Source organism: Phorcysia thermohydrogeniphila (assembly GCF_004339575.1).
Lineage (GTDB): Bacteria > Aquificota > Aquificia > Desulfurobacteriales > Desulfurobacteriaceae > Phorcysia > Phorcysia thermohydrogeniphila.
Map to the genome: position 1 here is coordinate 26,604 of NZ_SMFV01000007.1, position 26,560 is coordinate 53,163.

Consider the following 26,560-nt stretch of genomic DNA (forward strand, 5'->3'; position numbering starts at 1 on the left):
AGATGAGCGTTCTCATAAATAAGGACACAAAAGTAGTCGTTCAGGGGCTTACAGGAAAGGAAGGTTCTTTCCACGCAAAGCAGTGTCTTGACTACGGGACAAAGATAGTTGCAGGCGTAACACCCGGTAAGGGTGGAATGACTTGGACAGATGACGAAGGTAAGTATCAAGTGCCCGTCTTTAACACAGTTGAGGAAGCCGTTAAGGAAACTGGAGCTAACGCCTCCCTTATCTTCGTTCCTCCTGCCTTTGCGGCAGACGCAATTATGGAAGCTGCAGACGCAGGAATAAAGCTGATTGTCTGTATCACTGAGGGAATTCCAGTTAACGACATGGTAAAGGTAAAGAGGGCACTCCAAGGAACTGGCGTTCGCTACGTTGGTCCAAACTGTCCCGGCGTTATCACACCTGAAGAGTGCAAGATGGGAATTATGCCCGGACATATCTTTAAGAAGGGAAGGGTCGGAATCGTTTCCCGTTCTGGAACTCTAACCTACGAGGCTGCCTACCAGCTAACAACAAGGGGAATTGGACAGTCAACAGTTATCGGAATCGGTGGAGACCCAGTTCCCGGAACAACCCACAGGGAAGCTATTGAGATGTTCAACAACGACCCAGAAACCGACGCAATAGTTCTCATCGGTGAAATCGGTGGAACTATGGAAGAGGAAGCTGCCGAGTACATCAAGGAGTGCGTTGACAAGCCGGTAATTGCCTACATCGCCGGTGTTACAGCTCCTCCGGGAAGGAGGATGGGACACGCTGGAGCTATCATCTCCGGCGGTAAGGGAGACGCCAAGAGCAAGATGGAAGCTCTAAAGGCAGCAGGAGCTTACGTCTGCAACACTCCTGCAGAGATTGGCGAAATGGTTGAGAGAGCTCTTAAAGAAAGGGGACTTCTCTAAAGGAACCAAAAGGGAGGAAAGTATGGCGGCAAAAGGAGTTGTTGTTGTAAAAGAGGAGTGGTGCAAGGGCTGCAACATCTGTGCAGCCGTATGTCCTACAAAAGTTCTTGAGCTTGACAAGGTTAAGGCCGTAATGAAGGTCGTAGCGCCCGAAAAGTGTATCGGGTGTAAACAGTGTGAAATGATATGTCCAGACTTCTGCATCTACGTTTTCACTCCAGAAGAGTATGAAGAAATAGCAAGCGCTTAAGGGAGGAAAGTATGGCAAAACTGGAGCTCAAGTACGGAAACCACGCCTGTGCTGAAGCTGCAATCCTTGCAGGATGTAGGTTTTACGCAGGTTACCCGATTACACCATCTTCAGAGATTGCCGAGAAGATGTCAGAGCTCCTTCCAAAGGTTGGAGGAGTATTCATCCAGATGGAAGACGAAATTGCCGCAATGGGAGCTGTAGTTGGAGCTTCCTTTGCCGGCGCAAAGGCAATGACAGCAACCTCTGGTCCCGGATTCTCCCTAAAGCAGGAGAACCTCGGCTACGCCTTTATGTCTGAAGCTCCGTGCGTTGTCGTTAACGTTCAGAGGGGCGGTCCTTCAACAGGTCTTCCTACCCAGATTGGTCAGCAGGAGATAATGCAGTCCCTCTGGGGAACTCACGGAGACAAGCTCATTCCGGTCTTCTACCCCGGAAACGTTCAGGAGATAATGGAAGAGACAATAAGGGCTTTCAACTGGGCTGAAAGGCTCAGAACTCCCGTTGTCCTCCTCCTTGACGAGGTTCTCGGACACATGAGGGAAACCGTTGACGTTGAGCAGTTCACCCCCGACAAGATTGAAGTCTGGAACAGGAAACAGCCCGACGTTCCACCAGAGGAGTACCTCCCCTACAAGCCCGGTGAGGACGACGTTCCAGCAATAGCCGACTACGGAACACCCGGATACAGGGGACACGCTACTGGCCTTCACCACGACTACACAGGATTCCCAACGACAAACCCTGAAATGTGCCAAGAGCTCATAGACAGGCTTATCAGAAAGGTTAAAAGAGTTCAGCCTGAGCTTGAGAAAAACGAAGAGTATATGCTTGACGACGCAGAAATCGCAATCGTTGCCTTTGGAACAACGGCAAGGGCTGCAAGAACGGCCGTTCAGCTTGCAAGGGAAAAAGGAATAAAGGCAGGACTCTTCAGGGTCATAACCATATGGCCATCTCCAGAGGAAACTCTAAACAAGCTTGCCAAGCACGTTAAGGCCATCCTCGTTCCTGAGCTCAACATGGGACAGTACGTCCTTGAAGTTGAAAGGTGTGCTAAGGGCGAGTGTCCAATTTACAGGCTCAACAGGGCAAACGGAAAGATAATCTACCCCAGCGAGATTCTTGAAAAAGTAGAGGAAATTGCTAAGGGAGGTAAATAATGAACGCCGCTAACATACCTATGGAAAAAATCATTGAAAAGAAGCCTTACTTTAAGTACCTGCGTCTTAGCAAGCTCCCTACTATCTGGTGTCCGGGTTGCGGTATCGGACAGGCTTTCAGGGCTACCTGTATGGCCCTTGACGAGCTCGGAATACCAAACGACAAAGTTGCAATGGTCTCCGGTATCGGATGTTCTTCAAGGACTCCCGGTTACTTTGACGGATTTACCCTCCACACAACTCACGGAAGGGCTCTCACCTTCGCAACAGGTTTAAAGCTCTTTAAGCCCGAGCTCACAACAATCATCTTCACCGGAGACGGTGACGCTCTCGCCATCGGTGGAAACCACTTTATCCACGCTGCAAGGAGAAACATTGACGTTACAGTTGTTCTCATCAACAACTGGATTTACGGTATGACAGGTGGACAGGTTTCCCCAACAACTCCAGAAGGTTCTTACGCTACAACAATGCCTTACGGAAACTACGAGCCCCAGTTTGACATAGCAAAGGTAGCCATAGCTGCCGGAGCTACCTACGTTGCAAGGGGAACGGCCTACCACGCAATGGAGCTCAAGAAGCTCATAATGGACGGAATTAAGCACAAAGGTTTCTCCCTAATTGAGGTTCTCTCTCCATGTACAGTTATCTACGGACGTAAGAACAGGATGAGCACAGAGGAGATGTACTTCTGGTTCAAGGAGAACACACTACCTATTCAGGCTTGGGAGAAACTCCCAGAGGAGAAGAGGGCTGGAAAGATACCAAGGGGTGTTCTCTACCACGACACCTCAAGACCTGAGTACACGGAAGTTTACTGGAAAAGGGTGAAAGAGCTCTCTGGAGGTGAAAAATGAGGTATGAAGTTAGAGTTATAGGTTCTGCTGGTCAGGGTTCCATATTGGCCGCAGTTGTCCTTGCTACGGCAGCAGCCGAGGAAGGGCTTTACGCTACCCAGACAGCTACCTACGGCGCTGCTATGAGGAGTGGAGTTTCTCTTGGAGACGTGGTTATCTCCAACGAGCCTATTGACTTCCCAAAGACAACAGACCTTGACGCAGTTATCATACAGTCTCAGGAAGCTTACGACGATATGGTAAAGGGTAAGCCTGTAAGGCTTGACCCTGAGTGTGGCGAGAATGACGCCGACATCCTCGTAAACGTTAAGCCGGGAGCTCTCGTAATAGTAGACGCCGACCTCGTCCAGTGCGACCTTGACTGCAACATGTACAGAGTTGTTTCTGCCCCAATAGCCAGAACGGCAGCAGAGGTTCTTGGAAGAAGGCAGGTTATGAACATCGTTGCCCTTGGAGTTTTTCAGGTTGCAACCACCATCCAGTTTGACGGAAAGCCCCTCATCTCTGAGGATTCCTTCCTTAAAGCGATTGAAAAGAGCGTTCCTGCAAGGTTCATTGACCTCAACAAGAACGCCTTCCTTGAAGGTGTCAAAATCGGCCAGCAAGCCCTCCAGAAAGCATAACATCCTTGCCCTCCCTCGGTGGGAGGGCTTTTCCTTCCTCAAACTGCTAAAATAATTTCTCAAGAAAAGACAATCGCAGAGGTTACTTTGGTTGAGAAGATAGCCGACTTTATGCTAAAAAACGACAAAGTAGCCGTATGGCTCAACGTAAAACTAATAGAAATTAAGAAAGGTTACGCAAAAATTGAAATGACTGTAAGGGAAGATATGCTAAACGCTGCCGGCGTTTGTCAGGGAGGGGCAATATTTTCACTTGCAGACTTTGCCTTTGCCCTTGCATCAAACAGTTACGGAAAAGTAGCCCTTGCAACAAACGCAAACATAAACTTTGCCAATCCAGCCTTTAAAGGTGAAAGGTTAATCGCAGAAGCCACTGAAATGAACAGAACAAGAAGAACAGGACTATACAGAGTAGAGGTAAGGAAGGAAAACGGTCAACTGGTCGCCCTCTTTACAGGACAGGTCTTCGTAAAAGATAGGGAAATACTAACTGAAGAATCCTAAGCCTTTCTCCTCTTCCCCTTCAGGTTAACCGTCAGGTTAAAATTTGTCTTGATTTTATGGACATTTGGAGGTTTTAAAAATGAAAGTAGAAAAAGAGCTCCTTAAAGAGTGGGATAAAACTTACGTCTGGCATCCATTTACACAGATGGCCGAATACGTAAAGTTTGATCCGATTATTATTGAAAGGGGCGAAGGGTGCTGGCTCTACGATATTGATGGCAGAAAGTACCTTGACGCAGTCGGTTCAATCTGGTGTAACGTCCACGGCCATAACGTAAAAGAACTAAACGAGGCTCTAATAGAACAGGTAAATAAGATAGCCCACTCAACGCTCCTTGGCCTTTCAAACGTTCCGGCAGTCCTTTTAGCAAAGAGAATCGTTGATATAGCCCCTAAAGGGCTAAACCACGTCTTTTACTCTGACGACGGCTCAACAGCCATGGAAGTTGCCCTAAAGATGGCCTACCAGTACTGGCAACTTAAGGGAGAAAAGAAGAGGACAAAGTTTGTAAAGCTTGACGAGGCATACCACGGGGATACGGTAGGCTCTGTCAGCATCGGAGGAATAGACCTCTTCCACTCAATGTTTAGAGAGCTCATGTTTGAGACCTACAAAATTCCCTCCCCTCACCCTTACAGGTTTGACGGAACGCCAGAAGAGTGTAGGGACTACGCCCTCTCAAAGCTTGAAGAAGTCTTAGAGAAACACGGAGAAGAAGTTGCCGCGGTTGTTTTAGAGCCTCTCGTTCAGGCAGCAGCCGGAATAATCGTTCATCCGGAAGGCTTTTTAAAAGGGGTGAGGGAGCTCTGCAACAAGTACAACGTCCTCCTGATTTTAGACGAGGTTGCAACGGGCTTTGGAAAGACCGGAAAGATGTTTGCCTGTGAGTGGGAAGGGGTTACCCCGGACATTATGGCCATTTCAAAAGGACTTACTGCAGGATACATGCCCCTTGCAATAACATTGGCTACCGACGAGGTCTATGAAGCCTTCTGGGGAGGGGACTACGGAAGTGGAAAGACCTTCTTCCACGGACACACCTTTACAGGAAACCCCTTAGGATGTGCAGTAGCCCTTGCAAACCTTGACCTTTTTGAGAAGAAGGGATATCCAGAGTCCTTAAAACCAAAAATTGACTACCTCTACAGGAAACTATACGAGGAGCTCTCAGAGCTCAAACACGTTGGAGACATAAGAGGAAAGGGCTTTATGGTAGGAATAGAGCTCGTCAAGGACAAGAAAACTAAAGAAGGCTTTTCGTGGAAGGACGATGTAGGAAGGAGAGTTTCAAGGAGAATCGTAGAAAAAGGCGTCTTTACAAGGCCTTTAGGTCCTGTCCTCGTGATAATGCCACCCTTAGCTATCTCTGAAGAGGAGATTGACTTTATGGTGAAAACTTACAGGGATGCAATCGTTGAGGTCTTGGGAAATTAAAAAAGGGGGCGAAAGCCCCCCAAAATTAGTTCCTCTTTCTTCTAAGGAGTCCAAGGGGAAGGAGTGAAATCAAGGCAGAGAGAGCTCCACCAACTCCAGCAGAATGACTCACAGAACAGCCTCCGCCACCTTCAGACGTAGCAACCTCGCTTATAGAGGACTCGGTGGTAGTTTCCCCGCTTTCTTCTGTTAGAGAAAGGGTATCTTCAGAAGGAGCGGGATATCCGACAGCCACCAGTTCTTCCTTAACGTGTTCTGCGTACTCAGCAAGGGTAGGAGTTCTGTCAATCGCTTTTACAAAATAAGAGGATGTCTCAACATCGGAGTCGTAGGTAAAGTATAGAGGCGTAGTGTTCCTAAGGAGTGAACCTTCTAAGTCCTCAGTCCTTGTTCCGTGGCAGTCGCCACAGGAAAGGGCTTCGTCTGCCGGCCTGATGTTATGGCTCATTCCAAAGGCGTCTGTCGTAGCAACAAGCCTAACCTCTATTTCCTCTTCGCTCTTTCCGGTCGCAGAAGCTATAACCTTCTTGAGAGCAGTAATTGCTGCTTCAACCTCCTCCTTTGTATTGAGCTCCAAGTCGCCGTCGGGAGCTCCGGTAAGACCGGTATCGTCAGTAATTTGAACATCACCTTCACCACAAACACCATCCAGATTAACGTCTATACAGTTCGGGACGACCCTCCACAGTGACCAGTTACCGCTGGCAAGGTCGGAATCGGTTGCAATCGTAACTCCAGAATTCGCCTTAACGACCTTAATGTTAAGAATATTCAAGTTTTCCCCTGTATTCGTCGTTGCTGGACTATACTTAGGTTTACCGGTAGAAGGGTCTATCTCCACTTTCATATACTTGGTCGGCCACTCAGGATTAACCTTAAAGACCTTAGCTAAATACCTTGCAAGAACAGGTTTAAACTCTCCAGAGGAGTTATCTTCAAACAGGAGAACTCCCATTGCATTTACAGGTTTAATCTTCCACTTAACTTCTCCCGTCTCAAAGTCCCTTTCTGGCAACCAAGCGATATCAACGTACTTACCGTTTACAGGGTCTCCGTAGAGGTAACCGTGCTTGTCAAGCCCAAAGAACTGAATGTTACTTGCATTTCCCATAACTACAAACATCGGGAGAGTCCAGTCTATGAGCTTGACCCTGTAAAAATACTTCTTTCCTATGTGGCAAGTAGTGCAAGCAATTACACTAAGGTGGGTATTTGCCGCAGGGCCGAAGTAGTCTATGTGCTCGCTCTCTGCATCGTAGTGACAGTTCTTACAGGTTAAGCTACCTGCAAGCTGATTCCACATAACTCCAAAGGCAGGCCCACAGCTACCTTTTGCAAAGTTGTGGGAAGGAGTTCCTATGTGAGTACTTCCCACAGGTTGGTGACAATCTACACAGCCAATACCGTTCTTCTTATGAACGTCAACGTTCTTACTACCATCTGCAAACTGCCATACCATTGCCTCTTTCATAAAGTCCGGCTGCATGAACTTTAAGTCCTTAACCTGCAGGACAAAGTCCATCGCATTTACTTGACCGTCGCCATTTATATCTTCAAACCCTATAGCTCCGTGGCAGTGGCCGCAGTGCTTATCAGTTGCGTGGCCTATGGTTTCATCCCCAACCGTTCCACTTTCATAGGTAACGCTCAAATCCTCATTAACTGTCCCAATAAAGCCTCCAGCAACGTCTGCAGCAGCAAAGTAAGGCTTCCCAACAGCTCTACCGTTTACAGTTGTTCTGAACATAAGAGTTCCTGTTGCCGCCTTTTCCCAGCTTTCCGTCAGCTTCTTAGAGTGGCAGTAGAAACAGGTAGGAGCCATCGTATTATTTACACTTTGGCCGTTTACATCTACTTTCCACTCAAAAGGTAAAAACTTTTTCTCCCCGGTATTCGGGTCAGTACCAAAGGTAGCGTAATCTCCCGGAATCTTTCCAGAGTCAAACACTGCCTGAATTTCTGAAAGGGACTTTTCGTGAAGGAAGTTGTCGTTTCTGTCCTTCTCCATAGGGCCGCCACCGGGGTGGCACATTCCACACATTCTGGCGTAATCTGGAGTAGTAAGGTCAATGAGTCCCGGGTTTGTTCCTTCCTGAGGCGCCAACTGGCGGTAAGCTGGTGGTCAGAGCTTACCGTACATCCCCATGTCAAGAGATGTCAGCTCCTTAGGAAGACCGTTTGTGAACTGGGTATCACCATACTTGTTGTAATAGTTCTTCTCATAAATCTCCTTTGTCAGGAGAACAAGCCTTCCCTGTTGGAAGTGATAAGCTGTTGCAATGTAATCAACGTCATGACAGGAGCCACAGCTTTTTCTAACATCCACAGGAAGTCCTGATTCTGAAACAGGATTTTCAAACTGGTCTTTAAGGGTTACATCAGGGTGTGTTGCTAAAGCTCCTGAGGTTGATAACAGCGCAACCCCCAACACTACCCCTAAGTATCTCTTCATCGTTCCCTCCTAAATTGGTTAGTTAGTTCATTCATATTTATACTTTACTTCAATTTTAGAAAATTGACAATACCTAAATAAATTAAATTATCAATGTTATATAGCTATATAACATTTTATTTATACAAGACTTTATTTATATATGGGCTTCTAAAGTGCTAAAATTGCTTTGAAAATCAACCAACTAAAAGGAGGAAGCTTTGATAAAGCCCTTCAGAGACCTAACCCCAAAAATTGGAGAAAGAGTTTTCATCGCAGAGAACGCAACGGTAATAGGAGACGTAGAGATAGGAGATGACAGTAGCATCTGGTTTGGAGCTATCCTGAGGGGAGACGTTAACTACATAAAAGTTGGTAAGTGTACCTCCATTCAGGACGGCTCCGTTGTCCACGTAACGAGAAAAACTCACCCGACAATTATCGGAAACTACGTAACTGTCGGACACGCAGTTAAACTTCACGGGTGCACAGTTAAAGATAACTGCCTGATAGGTATAGGAGCGATTATCCTTGACGGTGCAGTAATTAATGAGAACTCCATAGTCGCTGCTGGAGCTCTCGTTCCACCGGGAAAGGAGTTTCCTCCCGGAAGTCTCATAATGGGATTCCCTGCCAAGGTGGTAAGACAGCTAACAGAAGAAGAAATAAAAGGCCTAAGAGAGCACGCTGAAAGGTACGTAAGGTACAAAGACGAGTATCTGGAATTCTTTAAATAGTCCTATATTTTAACTCTGTGAAATCCTATGTGAAGACAGAGCAAATGGAAAGGGTAAGGTACACTTCTGAGGAACAACTTTCTGAAAGGGAGAGAGATATTCTTTTAAAGGTTGCAGAGCTCTACATTGAGACCGGTGAACCCGTCGGCTCTCGGACGGTTCAAAAGACTTACAGGATGAAAATAAGCTCCGCAACCATAAGGAACGTTATGGCGGATTTAGAAGACAAAGGGCTTCTCTCCCAACCCCACACTTCTGCCGGAAGAGTTCCCACGGACGAAGGACTGAAAATTTACATAAACCACCTTTTCTTAGCTTTAGGAGAAGAAGACACCACCCTCGTTAACAGGCTACTGGATTTCATACAGGGTGCAGGCGTTTCAAGGCCAGAAGAGATACTCTCTCGGGTTCTTGATTTCCTCCAGAACTCAACAGGTTACCTTGGATTTGGAGTTAACTTTGTTGAGAACTTAGTAGTTAAAGGAGTTACGCTGATAAAGGTTTCACACAATAAAGTACTCATCGTTATCAAGTTCTCTCCAGACTACATACTCCACAAAGTAATAGACATAGAAATTCCCGACACGGAGCTCCCCAAACTGTCTAAGGAGCTCTCCAAACGCTTTAAAGGGAAAACCTTAGGAGAAGTCAAAAAAGAGCTCATAGAAGAGATAGACGCAGTAAGGCAGGAATTTGCTACCCTGTCTTTTAAGGTCAACAAGCAAATACTATCTACCTTAAACAGCGTAAACCAAGTAAAACTTCAAGGAACGCCCAACATAGTAAACGTTTTAGCCGATGACTTGGAGAAATTAAAGGAAATTCTTAAAGTTCTTGAAGAGAAAAACGTTCTCCTTGAAATACTATCCAAGTTTTTAGAGGAGAACAAGAAGATAGACGTAATTCTTGGCTCAGAAACCTCATTTAAACCCTTTGAACCTTTCAGTATAGTGATAGGAAAGTATCAGGTAGGAATGAGAAACAGCGGAGTTGTAGGAATAATAGGACCAAAGAGGATGAACTACTCTGAGGTCATTCCGATAGTTGAGAACGTGGCGAGAGCTCTCTCTTATTTAATGAACAGGGATAAATAAAAGAGCCGGAGCCTTACCACACACGTCCTTCAGGCTTACCGTTGCTCCCTTCCGGGCCTGGCGGGGTTCACCCTCCGGACGTTGTGGAGACCCCGGCTTTAATAAAAGATAAAAACTAAACATCAACTGTCAAGAGCACTTTCTTCCAGCTTGTCTTAAATTTCCTGAATTTTCATTTTGAGCCAAGGAACATCTTTACAGACGGTCTTCCTCCAGACAATCTCGTAATCAACACCGAAATAATCGTGAATGAGGACGTCCCTCATTCCCGCAATCTTTTTCCAAGGAATCTCACAGTACTTTTCTTTAAGCCCTGCAGAAAGATTTTTAACAGCCTCACCTATGATTTCAAGACTCCTTACAAACGCTCTTGATAGAACTGGGTCATCCACAAGCTCTTCATAGGAAATTTTGGCGGAATATTCCATCAAAAACTCACATTCTTGCAAGATGTGGGCTAAGTAAACTTTATCACTTTTCAAAATTTAACACCTCAACTTCTTTTAGATGAGGCCTTATATAAGGACTTATGGCATTCTCTGTAACCAAATCCACTTTCAATTTAACCAAGTTTTCTATGTATTCTTTTAAGCTTAAAAACTCAAGAAGGGTTGGAGCTTCTTTAAAGGTCACTATTACATCAAGGTCACTGCTTTCTGTTTGTTTGCCTACTGCGTAAGAACCAAAAATTTTTAAAGTTTTTATTTTATACTTTCCTTTTAACTTTTCTTCGTGCTTCTGTAGAATCTGGATTATGCTCTGAAGCGTCTTCATAGTTAGAACTCAAATTAAAATGGCGGAGGGGGCGGGATTCGAACCCGCGGTACCCCTTTTAGGGGTACACACGATTTCCAGTCGTGCCCCTTCGACCGCTCGGGCACCCCTCCGTGCAAGGAGCAAATATAGGACAATTTTAAGGAGTTGACAAGTTACTCTTACTTTAGTAAATTTCCGCCTGCCCGCTACATTTTCGGCGCTTTACCCAAACGCCATTTAAGTCCGGAGGACTAAGGATGAAGACCTTTATGCTGAGGAAGGAGGACGTCCAGAGAGACTGGTACGTAGTTGACGCTACTGGAAAAACCCTCGGTAGGCTTGCAAGCGAAATTGCTAAAATTCTCATTGGTAAGCACAAGCCAAACTACACCCCTCACGTTGACAACGGTGACTTTGTTATCGTGGTTAACGCAGAGAAAATCCACGTAACCGGTAAAAAGCTTGAGAAGAAAATCTACTACAAGCACACAGGCTACATGGGACACCTCAAAGAAACTACCCTTAAAGAGATGCTCCAGAAGAAGCCCGAGGAGGTTATAAGGCTCGCAGTAAGGGGCATGCTCCCTAAGAACAAGCTCAGAAAGAGAAGGATGAAGAGGTTAAAGGTTTACGCAGGGCCTGAGCATCCCCACGCCGCACAAAAACCCAAACCCCTTGAGCTTTAACGGAGGAAAGTAATGGCTGAAGTTAGATACTACGGAACAGGAAAGAGGAAAACTGCAGTTGCAAGGGTCTGGCTCATTCCAAACGGAGAGGGGAAGATACAGATAAAGCGTTCAAAGAACAAGGTTCTCTCTGCAGAGGAGTACTTTGGAAGGATTACACTCCTCAAGATTATGCAGCAGCCCTTTGAGGTAACAGGAACTACCGGAAGGTTTGACGTCCTCTGCACTGTAAAGGGTGGCGGAAAGTCAGCTCAGGCAGACGCAATCAAGTACGGAATTGCTAAGGCACTCCTCGCATTTAACCCGGAACTCCGTCCAGTCCTCAAGAAAGCAGGTTTCCTCACAAGGGACGCAAGAATCAAGGAAAGGAAGAAGTACGGTCAAAGGGGAGCACGTGCAAGGTACCAGTGGTCCAAGCGTTAAAGCTGCAATTATCGGTGCTTCTGGATATACGGGGGCGGAGCTCCTCCGCCTCCTTACACTACACCCTCTTGTCAGCGTAGTTACCGTTACTTCCAGACAGTTTGAAGGTAAAAAGCTCACAGACGTCTTCCCTCACTTTTTAAAAAGTCCTTTTTCAGAACTCCAATTTGAGCCCTACAACTCCGAAAAGATTGCCAAAAACTGTGATGTTGTCTTCTGCTGTCTTCCTCACAAGGCATCATTCCCCATCGTGAAGGAACTCTACACTATCAACCCTGAGCTTAAAATCATTGACTTTAGCGCAGACTTTAGGTTTAAAGACCCGAAAACCTACGAGGAAGTTTACGGAGTAGAGCACTCGGCAAAGGAGCTCTTTGGAAAGGCCACCTACGGACTTCCAGAGATAAACAGGGAAGAAATAAAGAGAAAAAGCATCATTGCAAATCCCGGCTGTTATCCAACAAGCATCATCTTGGGACTCTACCCTGCAAGGGTAAAAGGACTGATAGACACCTCCTTCCCCATAATAGCCGACAGTAAGTCAGGAGTAACTGGAGCAGGCAGGAAGGCAAGTCTCTCCTTTACTTTCTGCGAGGTTAACGAGTCATTTAAGGCCTACGGAGTAGAGGGTCATCGCCACGCTCCAGAAATTGCTGAAAAGTTAAACCTACCAGCCGTCAGATTTACCCCCCACCTCGTCCCGATGAACAGGGGGATTCTCTCAACAATTTACTTTAAGACCGAGGCAAAGAAGGAAGAACTACAAGAAATCTACAGGGAGTTTTATAAAGACGAATACTTTGTTAGAGTTAGAAACTCTCCTCCCTCAACCTCAGACGTTGCAGGGACAAACTTCTGCGACATCTACGTAACAAAAGAAGAATCAACGGGGCTTGCAGTAGTTATCTCTGCAATTGACAACATCGGTAAAGGCGCTTCTGGTCAGGCCGTCCAAAATATGAATATCGTGTGTGGATTTCCTGAAACCACCGGCCTTGAACTCTTTTCCAACTGGATATAGTTTCCTTTTGAACCCTTAGAGAAGGTTTAAAATGCCCTTAACTCACAGATACCTTCCCCACTACACTTATGAAGATTACAAACGCTGGGAAGGAGACTGGGAGCTCATAGAGGGAATTCCTTACGCTATGACACCTTCTCCTTTAAAAAAACACCAGATTGTCGCTGGCAAGATTTACATACAGCTCTTCAGCCAGCTTACGGAGTGTAAAAACTGCCAAGTTCTCCACGAGATAGACTGGATAGTAAGCAAGGACACTGTTGTAAGACCAGACATTTTAGTGGTCTGTGGAGATGAGTCAGAGGATTTCGTTAGGAAAACTCCAAGCATAGTTTTTGAAGTCGTATCAAGAACAACAGCCTTTAAGGACGAAAATTTAAAATTTGAGCTTTACGAGAGGGAAGGAGTAAACTACTACGTCCTTGTCTACCCAGATGAAAAGAGGCTCAAAGTTTACAAACATACAGGCGATAAGTTCATAAACGTCTTTGATGGAAGTTCAGGTAGGTTCACTTTTGAAATTGAGTGTCCGTTAGAGCTTGAAGTTGACAAAGTCTGGTAATAACAACAGATTCTTTTCCTCCTACTTCCTACCGCCTATCTTTTCCAAGAGCAATACTTTCCAAAGAGGAAGAGAAAGGGAAAATGAAGGACAAAATCGTTATAAAGGGAGCTCGTCAGCACAACTTAAAGAACGTTGACCTTGAAATACCTAAAAACAAACTGGTCGTAATTACAGGAGTTTCCGGCTCTGGAAAATCCTCTCTGGCTTTTGACACGTTATACGCAGAGGGGCAGAGAAGGTACGTTGAGAGTTTATCTGCCTACGCAAGGCAGTTCTTGGAGCTCATGGAAAAGCCAGACATTGACCTTATAGAGGGACTTTCCCCTGCCATTTCAATAGAGCAGAAGACCGTCTCAAAAAACCCCCGCTCAACTGTTGGAACGACAACGGAAATTCACGACTACTTAAGGGTTCTCTTTGCAAGGGTTGGAACTCCCTACTGTCCAAAGTGTAACGTTCCAATAGAGCCTATGACTGTTCAGGAAATCGTTGACAGGGTTTTAAAGCTGGAAGGGAAGAGGGTCATAATCCTCTCACCGGTTGTAAGGGAGAGGAAGGGAGAGCACAGGGAGCTCCTTGAAAGGCTCTTTAAGCAGGGCTTTCGCAGGTTAAGAATAGACGGCAAAGACTACAGGATTGAAGAAGCACTAAACTTAAAACTTGAGAAAAAGGTAAAACACACCATAGAGGTAGTAGTTGACAGGATAAAGGTTTCTCAAAAAGAAAAAACGAGAATTGCAGATTCAGTAGAAATTGCCGTAAAGCTTTCAGAAGGTCTTGTAACAATTCAGGACTACGATACAAGAGAGGAAGAAACAATATCAACAAAGGGAGCCTGCCCTATCTGCGGTTTTAGCTTTAAGGAAATCTCCCCAAGGCTTTTCTCATTTAACAGCCCCCTTGGGGCGTGTCCTGAGTGTGGAGGTCTTGGCTTTAGGCTTGCAGTTGACCCAGACCTCTTAATTGACTGGGATAAGCCCATAATTGAGGCTATTGAGCTTGTGAATAGGGCAAAGTTTGAGTATCTCTACGACCTAATAGAAACTGGGTGCGAGTACTTGGGGATTTCGTCCTACACGAAAGCGTCAGAGTTAAAAGAGGAAGAGTTAGAGTTTCTCCTCTACGCAAAAAAACAGCCGATAAGGGTCTTTAACACCGTTCCCTACAGTCGGGGCAACTACCGCCCCTATTACTTTGAAGGGATAATAAGACACTTAGAGCGTCGCTACGTGGAGTCTGAGTCAGACTACGTAAAGGAGCTGATTGAGCCCTACCTCAGGGAAGTAACCTGCGAAAGATGTAAGGGGAGAAGGCTCAACGAGGAGGCGCTATCAGTAAAAATAGAGGGGCTAAGCATTGCAGAAGTTGAGTCTATGAGCGTCGGGGAGTGCTACCGATTTTTTGAAAACCTTAAGTTTTCAGGGCAGAAAGCAGTAATAGCAGAGAGGGTTTTAAAGGAAGTCAGAAACAGGCTTAAGTTCCTCATAGACGTTGGCCTTGACTACCTCACCCTTGATAGGAGAACATCAACTCTGTCTGGAGGGGAATCCCAGAGGATAAGGCTTGCGACTCAAATAGGTTCAAGGCTTACAGGCGTTCTATACGTTCTTGATGAGCCAAGTATAGGCCTTCACCAAAGGGACAACAGGAGGCTCATAGAAACCTTAAAGAGCTTAAGGGACTTGGGGAACACGGTTATTGTCGTAGAGCACGACCTTGAAACCATAGAGAGCGCAGACTTCATAGTTGACATGGGGCCGGGAGCTGGAGTCCACGGCGGTGAAGTTGTTGCAACCGGAACGCCTGAAGAAATCAAGAAAAACGAAAAATCCCTTACGGGCAAGTACCTATCCGGAAAGCTAAGAATTGAAATCCCGAAAGAGAGGAGAAAGCCAAAGGGTAAGTGGCTCAGGATAGTAGGAGCACGGGAGCACAACCTCAAGAACATAACCGTTGAAATTCCCTTGGGGCTCTTTGTCTGCGTTACGGGAGTTTCCGGCTCTGGAAAGTCCACCCTCATAAACGAAATACTCTACAAGGCCTTGGCAAGGAAGATTTACAAGAGTAAGGTTATCCCCGGAAAACACGAAAGGATTGAGGGAATAGAACACGTTGATAAAGTGGTAAGGGTTGACCAGTCCCCGATAGGGAGAACTCCCCGCTCCAACCCCGCAACCTACGTTGACGTTTTCACGCCGATAAGGGAGCTCTTTGCCGCAACGCCAGAGGCAAGGGCACGGGGCTATAAAAAGGGCAGGTTCTCCTTTAACGTTCCCGGCGGAAGGTGTGAGGCCTGTAAAGGAGACGGCGTTATAAAGGTTGAGATGCACTTCCTGCCGGACGTTTACGTGACCTGTGACGTATGTGGAGGAAAGCGCTACAACAGAGAAACCCTTGAAATTACCTACAAGGGTAAGAACATCTACGACGTCTTAGAGATGACAGTTGAAGAGGCAATGGAGTTCTTCAAAAACCACCCGACGATAATGAACAAGCTTAAAACTCTCTACGACGTCGGGCTGGGATACATAAAGCTCGGACAGCCTGCAACAACCCTCTCAGGTGGAGAAGCCCAGAGAATTAAATTAGCAAAAGAACTTTCTAAAAAAGGAACTGGCAAGACCGTCTATATCCTTGATGAGCCTACCACGGGACTTCACCTACACGACATAAAGAAGCTGATAAACGTCCTCCAGAGGCTCGTTAATAAGGGGAATACCGTAATAGTTATTGAGCACAACCTTGACTTTATAAAGTGCGCAGACTGGATAATTGACTTAGGCCCTGAGGGTGGAGAAAAGGGTGGACGTGTAGTTGCAACTGGAACACCCGAAGAGGTTGCCCAAACAGACACGTGGACGGGTAAGTTTTTAAGAGAAGTGTTAAGTAAAAAATAAAAAGCCCCCTTTCGGGGGCTGAATCTACCAACTATCTACTAACTTAAAGGTGCTTCTGGATGTACTCTATAGCGTCTCCTACTGTCTGTATCTTCTCAGCATCCTCGTCTGGAATTTCAATTCCAAACTCCTCTTCAAGAGCCATAACGAGCTCTACTGTATCGAGAGAATCAGCACCAAGGTCCTCTACGAATGAAGCTTCAGGAGTTACCTCCTCTGGGTCTACTCCAAGTCTATCAGCTATGATTTCCTTTACCTTCTGTTCAATGTTTTCCATCCTTATGACCTCCCAAGCTTTATTTTTTAAGTATCGTCTGGAATTATAGCCCAAGCCTTAAAAAAGTCCACCGTTTACGTGAATAACCGTTCCCGTAATATAAGAGGCCATATCAGAGGCCAAGAAGACACAAACGTCGGCAACTTCCCTTGGCTCTCCTTCTCTCTTAAGTGGAATGGACTTGAGTATCTCCTGCTTTATCTTCTCAGGTATCTTCTCAGTCATATCGGTGGTTATGTAGCCAGGAGCAATACAGTTAACTCTTATTCCTCTCCCACCGAGCTCCTTAGCAAGGGATTTTGTGAAACCAACAAGGGCAGACTTTGTTGAGGAGTAGTTAACCTGTCCTACGTTACCGGTAAAGCCAATAACAGAAGAGATGTTGATGATGTTCCCACTTCTCCTTTTCACCATAGAAGGAACAACTGCCCTTGTAACGTTGTAAACGCCGTTTAGGTTGGTGTTTATGACAGCGTCCCAGTCCTCATCCTTCATCCTCAGAAACAGCGTATCCCTCGTTATCCCTGCGTTGTTAATGAGAACATCTATCCTTCCTTCCTTCTCAAGTATCTCTGAAACTACCCTTTTAACCTCTTCTCTGTCCGTTACGTCCATTTTTACACCGTTTACTCCTATCTCCTCTGCTACAGCCTTCGTTCTCTCCTCGTTAGTTCCCGTAATGTAAACAACAGCACCTAAGCTCTTAAATCTTTCTGCAATAGCCCTTCCAATGCCCCTCGTCCCTCCGGTTACCAAGACAACCTTACCCTTTAACTCCTCAAACATAACTCCCTCCATCATCATTTTGCAGCGTCAAGACCTATACTGCCTATCACAGAAAAAACAGTAACAAGTATAACTGTTTTAATGAACCAGCTAAAGGTGTTGATGATACCCGGGTAGATTCCAAGAATCAAAAGTGAAAGAGCTGAAATTACCAAAGAAATGATGAGGCTCGTTAAAAGCCTTAAAGGTATAAATCCTGCAAGGTTCTGTGTTTTCCAGTTTCCGACGTTAGCGTACCTTATGAAAATGAACAGTCCCAATACCGTAGCTATAAACGTAAAAGCCGCATGATAAAAAGTCATATTCTTTGAAATTTCCCAGATGTCGGCATTGGCAGCAAAGGGGAAAGCTAAAATTACAGCTCCTGTAATTTCCTGAATAAAGTCGTTAAAGTTAAAGTTTTTTTTGCTTACAGAAAGGGTTTCTGCTATCTCCTTTAACCTACTATCAATACTCTCTATTTCCTGCCTAAGCTCATTTATTTCCTTCCTGTCCATACAAACCTACCTACGGCAACTTAAGGAAGACGCAGGGTGTATATTACAATATTCCTCTAAAAGAGGTTTGGGAGCTCCAAATGAAAGTTAAGCAATTACTCCCAATCTTCACAGTTCTCGTTTCCAGTTTTGCTTCCTACGCCCAAAACTGTCCTCCAGTTCCAGAAGTCCAGTCTATCCTCAACAGAACATTAAAGACGCCTTTTACCGCTGTCTCTGTAGAACCGGTAGAGAGCTTTTCAGCCTGCAAAGTTAAAACCGCCGAAGGAGAAACTTTCTTTCTGTCCCTTGATAAGAAGTTCCTGATAGAAGGCTTCCTTACTAAAGTTCCTCCCCTTAAGATATCAGAGGAAGACTACCTTAAACTAAGGAAAAATGTTCTCTTTAGCACAGGAAAGGGGGAAGAAATTATCGTTGTAACCAATCCCCTATGTAACGCCTGTCGCCAGAATAGAGAAAAGCTCAAAAAGCTGGTTGAGAAGGTAAAACTCTCCTTCGTCCCAGCAGCCTTTAACAGAGAACAGGAAAAGGTAGCAGTTGACGCTGTCTGTAGAAAAAAGGACGCCCAGAACTTTTTTGAAATTCAACCTCCCCTTTTAACCTGTGACAGGGGCAAATTAAAGGTCTGGACAGTTTCAGATACACTCAAAAAGTACGGAATAACAGGAACTCCTGTCTTTATTTTTCCAGACAGGAGCGTAACAGTAGGAATCTTAGAATTCTCTCAGAAGATTAGCGACTTTATTAAATTAACTACGTTTCAACCTTAAGAAGTTTTGCGTTTATCGCCACTATAACAGTGCTTAGAGACATCAAAACAGCCCCTACTGCTGGGCTGAGGAGAATTCCTGAGCCGTAGAGAACACCGGCAGCAAGAGGAATAGCAACTGCGTTATACCCCGTTGACCATATCAAGTTCTGAACCATCTTCCTGTAAGTGCTTCTTGCAAGTTTCACGATAGAAACAACGTCCCTCGGGTCATTTCTCACAAGCACTATATCTGCAGATTCAACGGCCACATCAGTACCTGCTCCAATAGCAATACCTACATCTGCCTGTGCCAACGCCGGCGCGTCGTTCACTCCATCGCCAACCATTGCAACAACTAAACCACGGGACTGAATCTCTTTAATTTTCTCTGCCTTCTCGTGAGGTAGAACCTCAGCAAAGAACTCATCAAGTCCAATCTCCTTTGACACCCAACTGGCAACCTGTCTATTGTCCCCTGTGAGCATCATACACTTTATACCCATCTCCTTTAGCTTTAGTATTGCCTCCTTAGACTCAGGCCTTACGATATCGGCAAGCCCAATAGCTCCTTTTAGCTCACCGTCTATCAGGACGTATACCACCGTTTTCCCCTCTGAGGCCATCCTTAAAACTCTCTCATCATCAACCTTGATACCCCTTTCTCTTAGAAAACCCGGACTAACAACCATCACATGCTTTCCATTTACCCTACCTTCTGCTCCCTTCCCCGGAATAGCCCTGAAACCCTCTACTTCCATGTACCCCTTAGACGAGGTTACTATGGCCTTAGCGATGGGATGCTCTGAGTGTAGCTCAATAGAAGCTGCATACCTTAGAATCTCCTCGTCTGTAAGGTTATCTGAAAAATTAACTACGTCAGTAACTCCAAACTTTCCCTCTGTTAGAGTTCCCGTCTTATCAAATACCACCGCCTGTAAGTTTCTCGCCCTCTCAAAGGCAGAACGGTCTCGTATAAGAAAACCACTCTTTGCTGCAAGGGCAGTTGAAACTGCAACCACTAAAGGAACTGCCAAACCAAGGGCATGGGGACAGGTGATAACCATAACGGTAACCGTCCTCTCCAAGGCAAAGGCAACGTCCTTCTTCATTATCACAGTCCATACGAGGAAAGTAATAGCCCCTCCAGATAGAGCAACTACCGTTAACCAGACCGCAGCACGATTTGCCAAATCTTGAGTTTTAGACTTACTCTCCTGAGCCTTCCTTACAAGCTCAATCACCTGAGATAAAAAGGAGTCCTTCCCCGTCTTTTTAACTTCAACCTTAATTGAACCCTCCCCGTTGATAGAACCACCTATAACTATACTGCCTTTCTTCTTAGGGACAGGCTTACTCTCACCGGTCAGCATAGCCTCATTTACCGAGGTCTCCCCCTCAATAACAACGCCATCTGCAGGAATCTTTTCACCCGGCTTTACAAGAACTATATCTCCCGGCTTTAGCTCCTGAAGGGGAATATCCCTTAAAGTCCCATCCGGCATAAGCTTGTGAGCCTTTGAAGGCATCAGCTTTGCCAGCTCCTCCAAGGCTTTAGAAGCCCCCATGACGGACTTCATTTCTATCCAGTGACCAAGCAACATGATGTCTATTAACGTCGCCAGCTCCCAGAAGAAGATTTTTCCCTTTAACCCGAAGACGACAAAACTGCTGTAGAGGTAAGCCGTAGTTATCGCAGTAGCAATAAGGGTCATCATTCCCGGCTTTTTCGTCTTTATCTCCTTGTAGAAGCCCTTGAGGAAAGGGTAACCTCCGTAAAGGTAGATTACGGTTGACAGCCCAAAGAGGACATAGAGGTCTCCGGGAAATCGGAGTACTTTCTCAATACCCAGCAAGCTCCGGACTGATGGAGACAAAACCAGAACGGGGACTGTCAGTATAAGAGAAATCCAGAACCGCCTTTTAAAGTCTTCTACCATACGGGAGTGATGGCTTTTATGATTTACATGGCTTTTCCCATGACTTGAAGCTTTCATACTGTGGTTGTGTTTTTTAGAATGGTTACCATGAGATTTTTTTGAGTTTACGTTAACTTCCATACAGGCTTCTCCTCTATGCCGTTTCACTTAAAGAAATACCTCTACCCTTAATAACTTATTGTTGTTTTTTGAAGTAGTGAAACTCAAAAAGATACACAGAGCTACAAAGTGATTACTTGGGGTAAATAAGCTGGGTATCTAAAAGAGGGAGGGATTTTTTTATTTAAATTGGTGGAGGTGGCGGGATTCGAACCCGCGTCCGGAGATGCGGCTCGGGTAGCTTCTACAGGCTTAGCCCGTGTTTTACTTCTCGCTCTGGGATTAGCCCACGGGCAGGCGTCCCAGAGCCAGCCCTCTTAGCTCTCGGCTACCCCCGGAGGGCGCGGGAAGTAGCCCAGCCCGCCTCTCTGTCGCCCTACCCGGAGCCGGCAGGCGGAGCTCCGGGGGACGTCGCCGCGTTTATTTAGGCGGCGAGAGCGAGAGTTTCGTCGGCAGCTATTTGCAGTGCCTTTTACGGGTTGGCACCCGGCCTGCCACTACCCAAGCCTTTGCATCCCCGTCGAAACCATTCACCCCCACTTTATTCATCCACACTTAAAATATAGACTGCTATTGCAAATTTGCAAATCCACTCACTCAACCTTAAGGACAGCCAAGAAGGCCTCCTGTGGAACTTCCACTTTGCCGAGCATCTTCATTCTCTTCTTACCCTCTTTCTGCTTCTCAAGGAGCTTCTTCTTCCTCGTTACGTCTCCACCGTAACACTTTGCAAGAACGTCCTTCCTCAAAGGTTTAATGGTAGAGCGGGCAATTATCTTGTTTCCAATTGCAGCCTGTATTGCAACCTCAAAGAGCTGTCTCGGAATTATCTCCTTCAGCTTATCAACGAGCTGTCTTCCCCTCTGGTAAGCCTTGTCCCTGTGGACGATAACGGATAAAGCATCAACGGGCTTCTTGTTTATGAGAATGTCAAGCTTAACAAGGTCGGAAGGCCTGTAACCAGCAAACTCGTAGTCAAAGGAGGCGTAACCACGCGAAACAGACTTTAACTTATCAAAGAAGTCAAAGAGAATTTCGGAAAGTGGCATGTCGTAGCGGAGCTCCACCCTCGTCTGGTCAAGGTAGGTAAAGCCCGTCTGAATGCCACGCCTATCCTGACACAGTTGCATTATTGGCCCTACGTACTCTGCCGGCGTAATTATTGAAGCACTTATGTAGGGCTCCTCAATCCTCTCTATTTTTTCAGCAGGAGGCATCTCGGCAGGGTTTTGAACGTCAATCACGCTACCGTCTTTAAGGTAAACCTTATAGATAACGCTTGGAGCAGTAGCAATGAGATTTAAGCCAAACTCCCTCTCTAACCTTTCCTTTATAACTTCCATGTGAAGGAGTCCTAAGAATCCACACCTAAAGCCAAAGCCAAGGGCAGCAGAAGTCTCAGGCTCAAAGAAGAGGGCAGCATCGTTAAGCTTTAGCTTCTCAAGGGCTTCTTTCAAGTTCTCGTAGTCGTCAGAGTCCACAGGGTAGAGTCCGGCAAAGACCATAGGTTTTGCAGGCCTAAATCCGGGACAGGGCTCTTCTGTTGGGTTCTCTGCGTCGGTTATCGTATCACCAACTTGTGTATCCTCAATGTTCTTAATGTTGGCCGCTATCCAGCCTACCTCTCCGGCCTTTAGCTCCTGTAAGGTAACTCTATTGGGAGTCTGAGTTCCAACCTCAACGACCTCAAACTCCTTGTCGTTTGACATGAGCTTTATTCTCATTCCCGGCCTTACAACGCCGTCAAAAACCCTTATAAAGGGGATAACCCCCTTGTAGTTGTCGTAGTAAGAGTCAAAGATGAGCGCCTTTAACGGTTTTTCAGGGTCGCCAGAGGGAGGAGGGACTCTTTTTACTATCGCCTCAAGTATTTCCTTTATTCCTATCCCCTCTTTTGCAGAGGCTAAGATGGCCTCATCGGGGTCAAGTCCAAGAACATCTGCAATCTGCTCCTTCACCCACTCAACGTTTGCGCTCGGAAGGTCTATCTTGTTTATAACGGGAATAATCTCAAGACCTGCATCAAGGGCTAAGAAGAAGTTGGCAATGGTCTGGGCTTCAATCCCCTGAGTCGCGTCAATAACTAAGAGAGCTCCCTCACAGGCCGCTAAGCTCCTTGAAACCTCATAGGTAAAGTCCACGTGACCGGGAGTATCTATAAGGTGCATGGTGTAGGTTTTTCCGTCGTCGGCCTTATACTTCATACGGACGGCGTTTAGCTTAATGGTAATGCCCCTTTCCCTTTCAAGCTCTAAAGTATCTAACATCTGCTCCTTGAGCTCCCTCTTAGAAACCGTACCCGTATATTCAAGAAGCCTGTCTGCTAAAGTAGACTTACCGTGGTCTATATGGGCAATTATGCAGAAGTTCCTTATAAGCTCTTGCCCCATCCGATTCCCTCAAAAGGTTTTGGTTAAATATAGGAAAAGCAAAAAACAACCGCCAATTGGAATTTTAGCTTTACATCCCCCTCCTTGTTTAATTAAAAAAGGCAGCCACGAGGCTGCCTGAGAGCTCTTACTTACAGTTCTCTATTGCCTTCTTAATCATCTCCTTAGCTACGTCGCTTCCCTTAAACTCCTTAACCTTAACCCACTTGCCGGGCTCAAGGTCCTTATAGTGCTCAAAGAAGTGCTTTATCTCGTTGAGAGTAGCCTCTGGAAGGTCTGTTATCTCCTTTACCTTAGAGAAGGTAAGGTCAAGCTTGTCAACAGGAACGGCAAGAATCTTCTCATCCTGTCCGCTCTCGTCCTCCATCACGAGAACGCCGATTGGCCTACACCTAATTACGCTACCGGGAACGACAGGCTGTCTTGAGATAACGAGGACGTCAATAGGGTCTCCATCATCTGCAAGGGTGTTTGGAACAAAACCGTAGTTTGCAGGGTAGAACATCGGAGTGAAGAGGAAACGGTCAACAAAAACAGCCCCACTTTCCTTGTCCACCTCGTACTTCACGTTGGAACCCTGAGGTATTTCTATTACAGCGTAGATATCCTCAGGAGGGTTCTTTCCCGGTGGTATCTTCTTTACATCCATAATACCTCCTCCTTTAGTTTAGGTTTTAGGTTGAATTATAAGACACTTCAGTCATCCAAAGTTGACCACACTTAAAAAAGTTCATATTATTTAACTCAGGAGGTGAAAATGAAGTTACTGGAAGCCCCCTCAGGAAAAAGAGTTAGGGTAGTTAACATAAAAGGTGGTCTTGGTCTGAGAAACCGCCTCGCAGCGATAGGTATCTACCCCGGTGCAGAGGTTACAGTTGTTAAATCTCCTCCGGGCCCTATGATTGTGGAGATAGCTGGAACGCGACTTGCCCTCGGAAAGGGTATGGCCTCAAAGATAGAGGTGGAGGAAGAATGAAAAGGAGTATCCGGGTAGCAATAGCCGGGAACCCCAACGTTGGAAAAACTGCCATAATGAACGCCCTTGCCGGAACGACCGAAAAAGTAGGGAACTGGCCGGGCGTTACGGTTCAGAAAAAGGTCGGTAAGTACAACTTCCGTGGCGTTGACGTAGAGCTTATAGACCTTCCGGGAATCTACAGCCTTACCTCCTACACCCTTGAAGAGAGAGTTGCAAGGAGCTTCCTCCTGAAAGGGGACTACGACGTCGTAATGAACGTCATTGACGTTACGCTCCTTGGCAGAAACCTATATCTCACCTTAGAGCTCCTTGAGATGGGAATTAAACCGGTCTTAGTTCTAAACAAAGCTGACGAGCTTGAAAACTTCTCCGTTGACAGTAAAGCTCTTGAGAGAATACTGAAACTTCCGGTAGTAACCGTCTCTGCCTTAAAGAGGAAGGGACTTGAGGAGCTCTCAGAAACACTGCTAAGGGTAGCAACGGGAGGACTAAAGCCAGAAGGAATAACCCCTACCTACTCTGAAGACCTTGAAAACGCCATAGAGCTCCTCTCAATGAAAATTGAGAGGTTAATCACTGAAAAAAACTTCCCCTACAACCTAAGGTGGTTTGTAATAAAACTCCTTGAGAAAGACCCGGAGGTAACAGAAGAGGCTAAGGAGCAGTTAAAACTGCCCCAGAGCATCTTCAGGGAAATAGAGAAAATAGAGGAGTTCATAAAGGAGAGACACAGGTGCGACCTTCCATCGTACATAGCAAGAGAGAGGTTTAACTTAGCCTCACAAATTGCAAGGAAGGTCATTAAAAGTATCAGGGAAATCCCCAAGGAGAGAATCAGCGACAGGATTGACAGGTTCGTTACAAACCCATTTACCGGCATTCCCATCTTTTTCGGGGTAATGTGGTTAGTCTTTAAGCTAACCTTTGACTTAAGCGCTCCTTTAAGTAACCTGATTGATATCGTGTTTAGCAGGATTCTCCCAAGCCTTGTTGAAAGTTACCTCTCATCCCTTCCACCTTTTGTAACCTCACTAATAAACAACGGCGTCCTTGCCGGCGTCGGAGCCGTTATGGTCTTTCTTCCTGTCCTTGGAATTCTTTACCTGACGATGTCCATCCTTGAGGATACGGGATACATGGCAAGGGCTGCTGCCCTCTGGGACAACTTTATGAGGCTATTCGGACTAAGTGGGGCTTCTGTAATCCCCATGATACTTGGCTTTGGATGCAACGTTCCTGCAGTTTACGCAACAAGGGCTATGCGCTCCACAAGGCAGAAACTAATAACCATGCTCATAATCCCTTGGATATCCTGTAGTGCGAGGTTACCAGTTTACGCCGTCTTTGTAGCTGCGTTCTTTAGAGAGAAAGAATCCCTCGTTATCTTTTCCCTATACCTTTTAGGCGTTCTTTTAGCTCTAACCCTTGGAGCTCTCCTCTCAAAGTCATTTAAACCAGAATCGGAAGAAGAGGACTTTTTCATAGAGCTCCCTCCCTACAAACTCCCAGCGTGGAGCGTTGTCTTTAACCAGACTTGGATAGAGGTAAGGGAATTTGTGTATAAAGCCGGAACGGTAATCCTTGCCCTCTCCGTATTCATCTGGGCCCTTGCAAGCCTTCCTCCGGGAGTAGATTATGCAGGGGAAGGCAGCATAGTTGGGCACGTTGGTAAGTGGCTACTTCCCATATTTGAACCCCTCGGCATAAGCGACTGGAAACCTGTAGTTGCCCTCATTTTTGGAGCTCTTGCCAAAGAGGTAGTCGTTGGAACCCTCGGAACGCTCTACGGAGCAGAAGAAAACGTAATTGAGGCGATTGCCCACATTTTCACGCCGGCAAGTGCCCTTGCATTCATGGTATTTACCCTTCTCTACATGCCCTGCATCGCAACCATTGCTGCAATAAAGCACGAGAGCGGAACTTGGAAATACCCAATCCTAGCTATTGCCATAGAGTTAACGACAGCTTGGGTCATAGCCTTTGGCGTTTATCACGTAGCAAGCCTCTTTCTTAAGTAGCTCTGCCTGTTGCAATCACGGCATATCAGCCTATATTTTTCATCATAGCTGCCCACGTGGCTCAGGAGGTTAGAGCGCACCCTTGGTAAGGGTGAGGTCGGCGGTTCAACTCCGCCCGTGGGCACCACTTTCTTTAAAAATAAAGAAAATCCCCCCTTGAATTTTTCCCCTTCCCTTGTTAAATTTCCACCGTCAAACACTAAAGCCCAAATAGATTTTTGGAGGATAGGATTATGGCAAAGCAGAAATTTGAAAGGAAGAAGCCCCACAAGAACGTAGGAACAATCGGACACGTAGACCACGGTAAAACAACCCTCACAGCTGCTATCACCCACTGTCTCGCCCTCAAAGGTCTCGCTCAGGAAGTAGCCTACGACCAGATTGACAAAGCTCCCGAGGAGAGGGAAAGGGGTATCACAATCGCCACTGCCCACGTAGAGTACGAATCCGACAAGTACCACTACGCCCACGTTGATTGC

28 protein-coding genes, 2 tRNA genes and 2 other RNA genes are annotated in these 26,560 nt (G+C 46.0%); 19 read left to right on the forward strand and 13 right to left on the reverse strand.

Features of this window, described 5'->3' with window-relative positions; genetic code table 11:
- Positions 1–2: 2 nt before the first annotated feature.
- From sucD to bioA, 7 genes are all read left to right on the forward strand, one after another.
- Positions 3–905, forward strand: a complete 903-nt coding sequence (gene sucD, locus CLV27_RS08280; protein ID WP_132527713.1) for a succinate--CoA ligase subunit alpha — start codon at positions 3–5, stop codon at positions 903–905.
- 22 nt (positions 906–927) lie between these two features.
- Positions 928–1,155, forward strand: a complete 228-nt coding sequence (locus tag CLV27_RS08285) for a 4Fe-4S binding protein (protein ID WP_132527715.1) — start codon at positions 928–930, stop codon at positions 1,153–1,155.
- A gap of 11 nt (positions 1,156–1,166) precedes the next feature.
- A complete protein-coding gene (locus CLV27_RS08290; protein WP_132527717.1) occupies positions 1,167–2,318 on the forward strand; it encodes a 2-oxoacid:acceptor oxidoreductase subunit alpha in 1,152 nt (383 codons plus the stop codon).
- The gene (locus CLV27_RS08295; RefSeq protein ID WP_132527719.1) at positions 2,318–3,175 is read left to right on the forward strand and encodes a 2-oxoacid:ferredoxin oxidoreductase subunit beta; all 858 of its coding nucleotides are present in this window, start codon (positions 2,318–2,320) and stop codon (positions 3,173–3,175) included. Before CLV27_RS08290 ends, CLV27_RS08295 begins: the two co-directional genes overlap by 1 nt.
- Complete coding sequence (locus CLV27_RS08300; protein ID WP_132527721.1) at positions 3,172–3,798, forward strand: 2-oxoacid:acceptor oxidoreductase family protein; 627 nt, start codon at positions 3,172–3,174, stop codon at positions 3,796–3,798. Before CLV27_RS08295 ends, CLV27_RS08300 begins: the two co-directional genes overlap by 4 nt.
- Positions 3,799–3,885: 87 nt before the next feature.
- The gene (gene paaI / locus CLV27_RS08305) at positions 3,886–4,302 is read left to right on the forward strand and encodes a hydroxyphenylacetyl-CoA thioesterase PaaI (RefSeq protein ID WP_207891616.1); all 417 of its coding nucleotides are present in this window, start codon (positions 3,886–3,888) and stop codon (positions 4,300–4,302) included.
- A gap of 79 nt (positions 4,303–4,381) precedes the next feature.
- The gene (gene bioA, locus CLV27_RS08310) at positions 4,382–5,737 is read left to right on the forward strand and encodes an adenosylmethionine--8-amino-7-oxononanoate transaminase (protein ID WP_132527723.1); all 1,356 of its coding nucleotides are present in this window, start codon (positions 4,382–4,384) and stop codon (positions 5,735–5,737) included.
- A 25-nt stretch (positions 5,738–5,762) separates the two neighbouring features.
- Here the strand turns inward: bioA and CLV27_RS08315 are convergent, their stop codons facing one another.
- Positions 5,763–7,841, reverse strand: a complete 2,079-nt coding sequence (locus CLV27_RS08315; protein WP_165863720.1) for a hypothetical protein — start codon at positions 7,839–7,841, stop codon at positions 5,763–5,765.
- An 18-nt stretch (positions 7,842–7,859) separates the two neighbouring features.
- Positions 7,860–8,189, reverse strand: a complete 330-nt coding sequence (locus tag CLV27_RS08320) for a hypothetical protein (RefSeq protein WP_132527727.1) — start codon at positions 8,187–8,189, stop codon at positions 7,860–7,862.
- A 200-nt stretch (positions 8,190–8,389) separates the two neighbouring features.
- On the opposite strand from CLV27_RS08320, the gene CLV27_RS08325 reads away from it, so the two are divergent.
- Entirely contained in the window at positions 8,390–8,905 is a 516-nt protein-coding gene (locus CLV27_RS08325) for a gamma carbonic anhydrase family protein (protein ID WP_132527729.1), read from the forward strand.
- Between the two features lie 44 nt (positions 8,906–8,949).
- On the forward strand, positions 8,950–9,999 hold the full coding sequence (hrcA, locus tag CLV27_RS08330) for a heat-inducible transcriptional repressor HrcA (RefSeq protein ID WP_132527731.1): 1,050 nt from the start codon (positions 8,950–8,952) through the stop codon (positions 9,997–9,999).
- On the opposite strand, the gene ffs is transcribed toward hrcA, so the two are convergent.
- The 4 genes from ffs to CLV27_RS08350 all read right to left on the reverse strand — a co-directional run bounded on the left by ffs (position 10,000) and on the right by CLV27_RS08350 (position 10,886).
- Positions 10,000–10,097: signal recognition particle sRNA small type (ffs, locus tag CLV27_RS08335), an RNA gene on the reverse strand. It lies immediately after the preceding gene.
- Positions 10,098–10,154: 57 nt separating this feature from the next.
- Positions 10,155–10,481 carry a HepT-like ribonuclease domain-containing protein gene (locus CLV27_RS08340; protein WP_132527733.1) on the reverse strand — a complete coding sequence of 109 codons (327 nt, stop codon included), beginning with the start codon at positions 10,479–10,481 and terminating at the stop codon, positions 10,155–10,157.
- A complete protein-coding gene (locus CLV27_RS08345) occupies positions 10,471–10,773 on the reverse strand; it encodes a nucleotidyltransferase family protein (protein ID WP_132527735.1) in 303 nt (100 codons plus the stop codon). Before CLV27_RS08345 ends, CLV27_RS08340 begins: the two co-directional genes overlap by 11 nt.
- 20 nt (positions 10,774–10,793) lie before the next feature.
- Positions 10,794–10,886 (reverse strand) — tRNA-Ser (locus tag CLV27_RS08350).
- A gap of 126 nt (positions 10,887–11,012) precedes the next feature.
- Here CLV27_RS08350 and rplM point away from each other — a divergent pair.
- The 5 genes from rplM to uvrA all read left to right on the forward strand — a co-directional run bounded on the left by rplM (position 11,013) and on the right by uvrA (position 16,347).
- On the forward strand, positions 11,013–11,441 hold the full coding sequence (rplM, locus tag CLV27_RS08355; protein ID WP_132527737.1) for a 50S ribosomal protein L13: 429 nt from the start codon (positions 11,013–11,015) through the stop codon (positions 11,439–11,441).
- A 12-nt stretch (positions 11,442–11,453) separates the two neighbouring features.
- Complete coding sequence (rpsI, locus tag CLV27_RS08360; RefSeq protein ID WP_132527739.1) at positions 11,454–11,864, forward strand: 30S ribosomal protein S9; 411 nt, start codon at positions 11,454–11,456, stop codon at positions 11,862–11,864.
- Positions 11,836–12,885, forward strand: a complete 1,050-nt coding sequence (argC, locus tag CLV27_RS08365; protein ID WP_132527741.1) for an N-acetyl-gamma-glutamyl-phosphate reductase — start codon at positions 11,836–11,838, stop codon at positions 12,883–12,885. The genes rpsI and argC overlap by 29 nt, the downstream gene beginning before the upstream one ends.
- Before the next feature lie 31 nt (positions 12,886–12,916).
- The gene (locus CLV27_RS08370) at positions 12,917–13,447 is read left to right on the forward strand and encodes a Uma2 family endonuclease (protein ID WP_132527743.1); all 531 of its coding nucleotides are present in this window, start codon (positions 12,917–12,919) and stop codon (positions 13,445–13,447) included.
- Between the two features lie 83 nt (positions 13,448–13,530).
- Positions 13,531–16,347 carry an excinuclease ABC subunit UvrA gene (gene uvrA / locus CLV27_RS08375; RefSeq protein ID WP_132527745.1) on the forward strand — a complete coding sequence of 939 codons (2,817 nt, stop codon included), beginning with the start codon at positions 13,531–13,533 and terminating at the stop codon, positions 16,345–16,347.
- Between the two features lie 43 nt (positions 16,348–16,390).
- Here uvrA and acpP read toward each other — a convergent pair whose 3' ends face one another.
- The 3 genes from acpP to CLV27_RS08390 are packed head-to-tail and all read right to left on the reverse strand — an operon-like array spanning position 16,391 to position 17,907.
- Entirely contained in the window at positions 16,391–16,624 is a 234-nt protein-coding gene (gene acpP / locus CLV27_RS08380) for an acyl carrier protein (RefSeq protein WP_132527748.1), read from the reverse strand.
- A 57-nt stretch (positions 16,625–16,681) separates the two neighbouring features.
- The gene (fabG, locus tag CLV27_RS08385; protein ID WP_132527750.1) at positions 16,682–17,410 is read right to left on the reverse strand and encodes a 3-oxoacyl-[acyl-carrier-protein] reductase; all 729 of its coding nucleotides are present in this window, start codon (positions 17,408–17,410) and stop codon (positions 16,682–16,684) included.
- A 14-nt stretch (positions 17,411–17,424) separates the two neighbouring features.
- Positions 17,425–17,907 (reverse strand): DUF2391 family protein, encoded by a 483-nt coding sequence (locus CLV27_RS08390; RefSeq protein ID WP_132527752.1) that lies wholly within the window; start codon positions 17,905–17,907, stop codon positions 17,425–17,427.
- An 80-nt stretch (positions 17,908–17,987) separates the two neighbouring features.
- On the opposite strand from CLV27_RS08390, the gene CLV27_RS08395 reads away from it, so the two are divergent.
- Entirely contained in the window at positions 17,988–18,677 is a 690-nt protein-coding gene (locus CLV27_RS08395) for a thioredoxin fold domain-containing protein (RefSeq protein WP_132527754.1), read from the forward strand.
- Here the strand turns inward: CLV27_RS08395 and CLV27_RS08400 are convergent.
- The 4 genes from CLV27_RS08400 to ppa all read right to left on the reverse strand — a co-directional run bounded on the left by CLV27_RS08400 (position 18,661) and on the right by ppa (position 23,733).
- Positions 18,661–20,715, reverse strand: coding sequence for a heavy metal translocating P-type ATPase (locus CLV27_RS08400; protein WP_207891617.1), 2,055 nt, complete (start codon positions 20,713–20,715; stop codon positions 18,661–18,663). The two genes, CLV27_RS08395 and CLV27_RS08400, sit on opposite strands and share 17 nt — an antisense overlap.
- Positions 20,716–20,884: 169 nt before the next feature.
- Positions 20,885–21,232: a transfer-messenger RNA gene (gene ssrA / locus CLV27_RS08405) on the reverse strand.
- 55 nt (positions 21,233–21,287) lie between these two features.
- Positions 21,288–23,084, reverse strand: a complete 1,797-nt coding sequence (lepA, locus tag CLV27_RS08410) for a translation elongation factor 4 (protein ID WP_132527756.1) — start codon at positions 23,082–23,084, stop codon at positions 21,288–21,290.
- Positions 23,085–23,211: 127 nt separating this feature from the next.
- Positions 23,212–23,733 (reverse strand): inorganic diphosphatase, encoded by a 522-nt coding sequence (ppa, locus tag CLV27_RS08415; RefSeq protein ID WP_132527758.1) that lies wholly within the window; start codon positions 23,731–23,733, stop codon positions 23,212–23,214.
- 108 nt (positions 23,734–23,841) lie between these two features.
- Between ppa and CLV27_RS08420 the strand changes: the two genes are divergently transcribed.
- From CLV27_RS08420 to CLV27_RS08435, 4 genes are all read left to right on the forward strand, one after another.
- Positions 23,842–24,060: a FeoA family protein gene (locus tag CLV27_RS08420; RefSeq protein ID WP_132527760.1), complete on the forward strand. Its 219-nt coding sequence runs from the start codon at positions 23,842–23,844 to the stop codon at positions 24,058–24,060.
- Positions 24,057–26,081 (forward strand): ferrous iron transport protein B, encoded by a 2,025-nt coding sequence (feoB, locus tag CLV27_RS08425; protein ID WP_132527762.1) that lies wholly within the window; start codon positions 24,057–24,059, stop codon positions 26,079–26,081. Before CLV27_RS08420 ends, feoB begins: the two co-directional genes overlap by 4 nt.
- A gap of 50 nt (positions 26,082–26,131) precedes the next feature.
- Positions 26,132–26,208: transfer RNA gene (locus CLV27_RS08430), tRNA-Thr, on the forward strand.
- 106 nt (positions 26,209–26,314) lie between these two features.
- A partial coding sequence (locus tag CLV27_RS08435; RefSeq protein WP_243644921.1) for a GTP-binding protein occupies positions 26,315–26,560 on the forward strand: 246 nt, incomplete at its 3' end.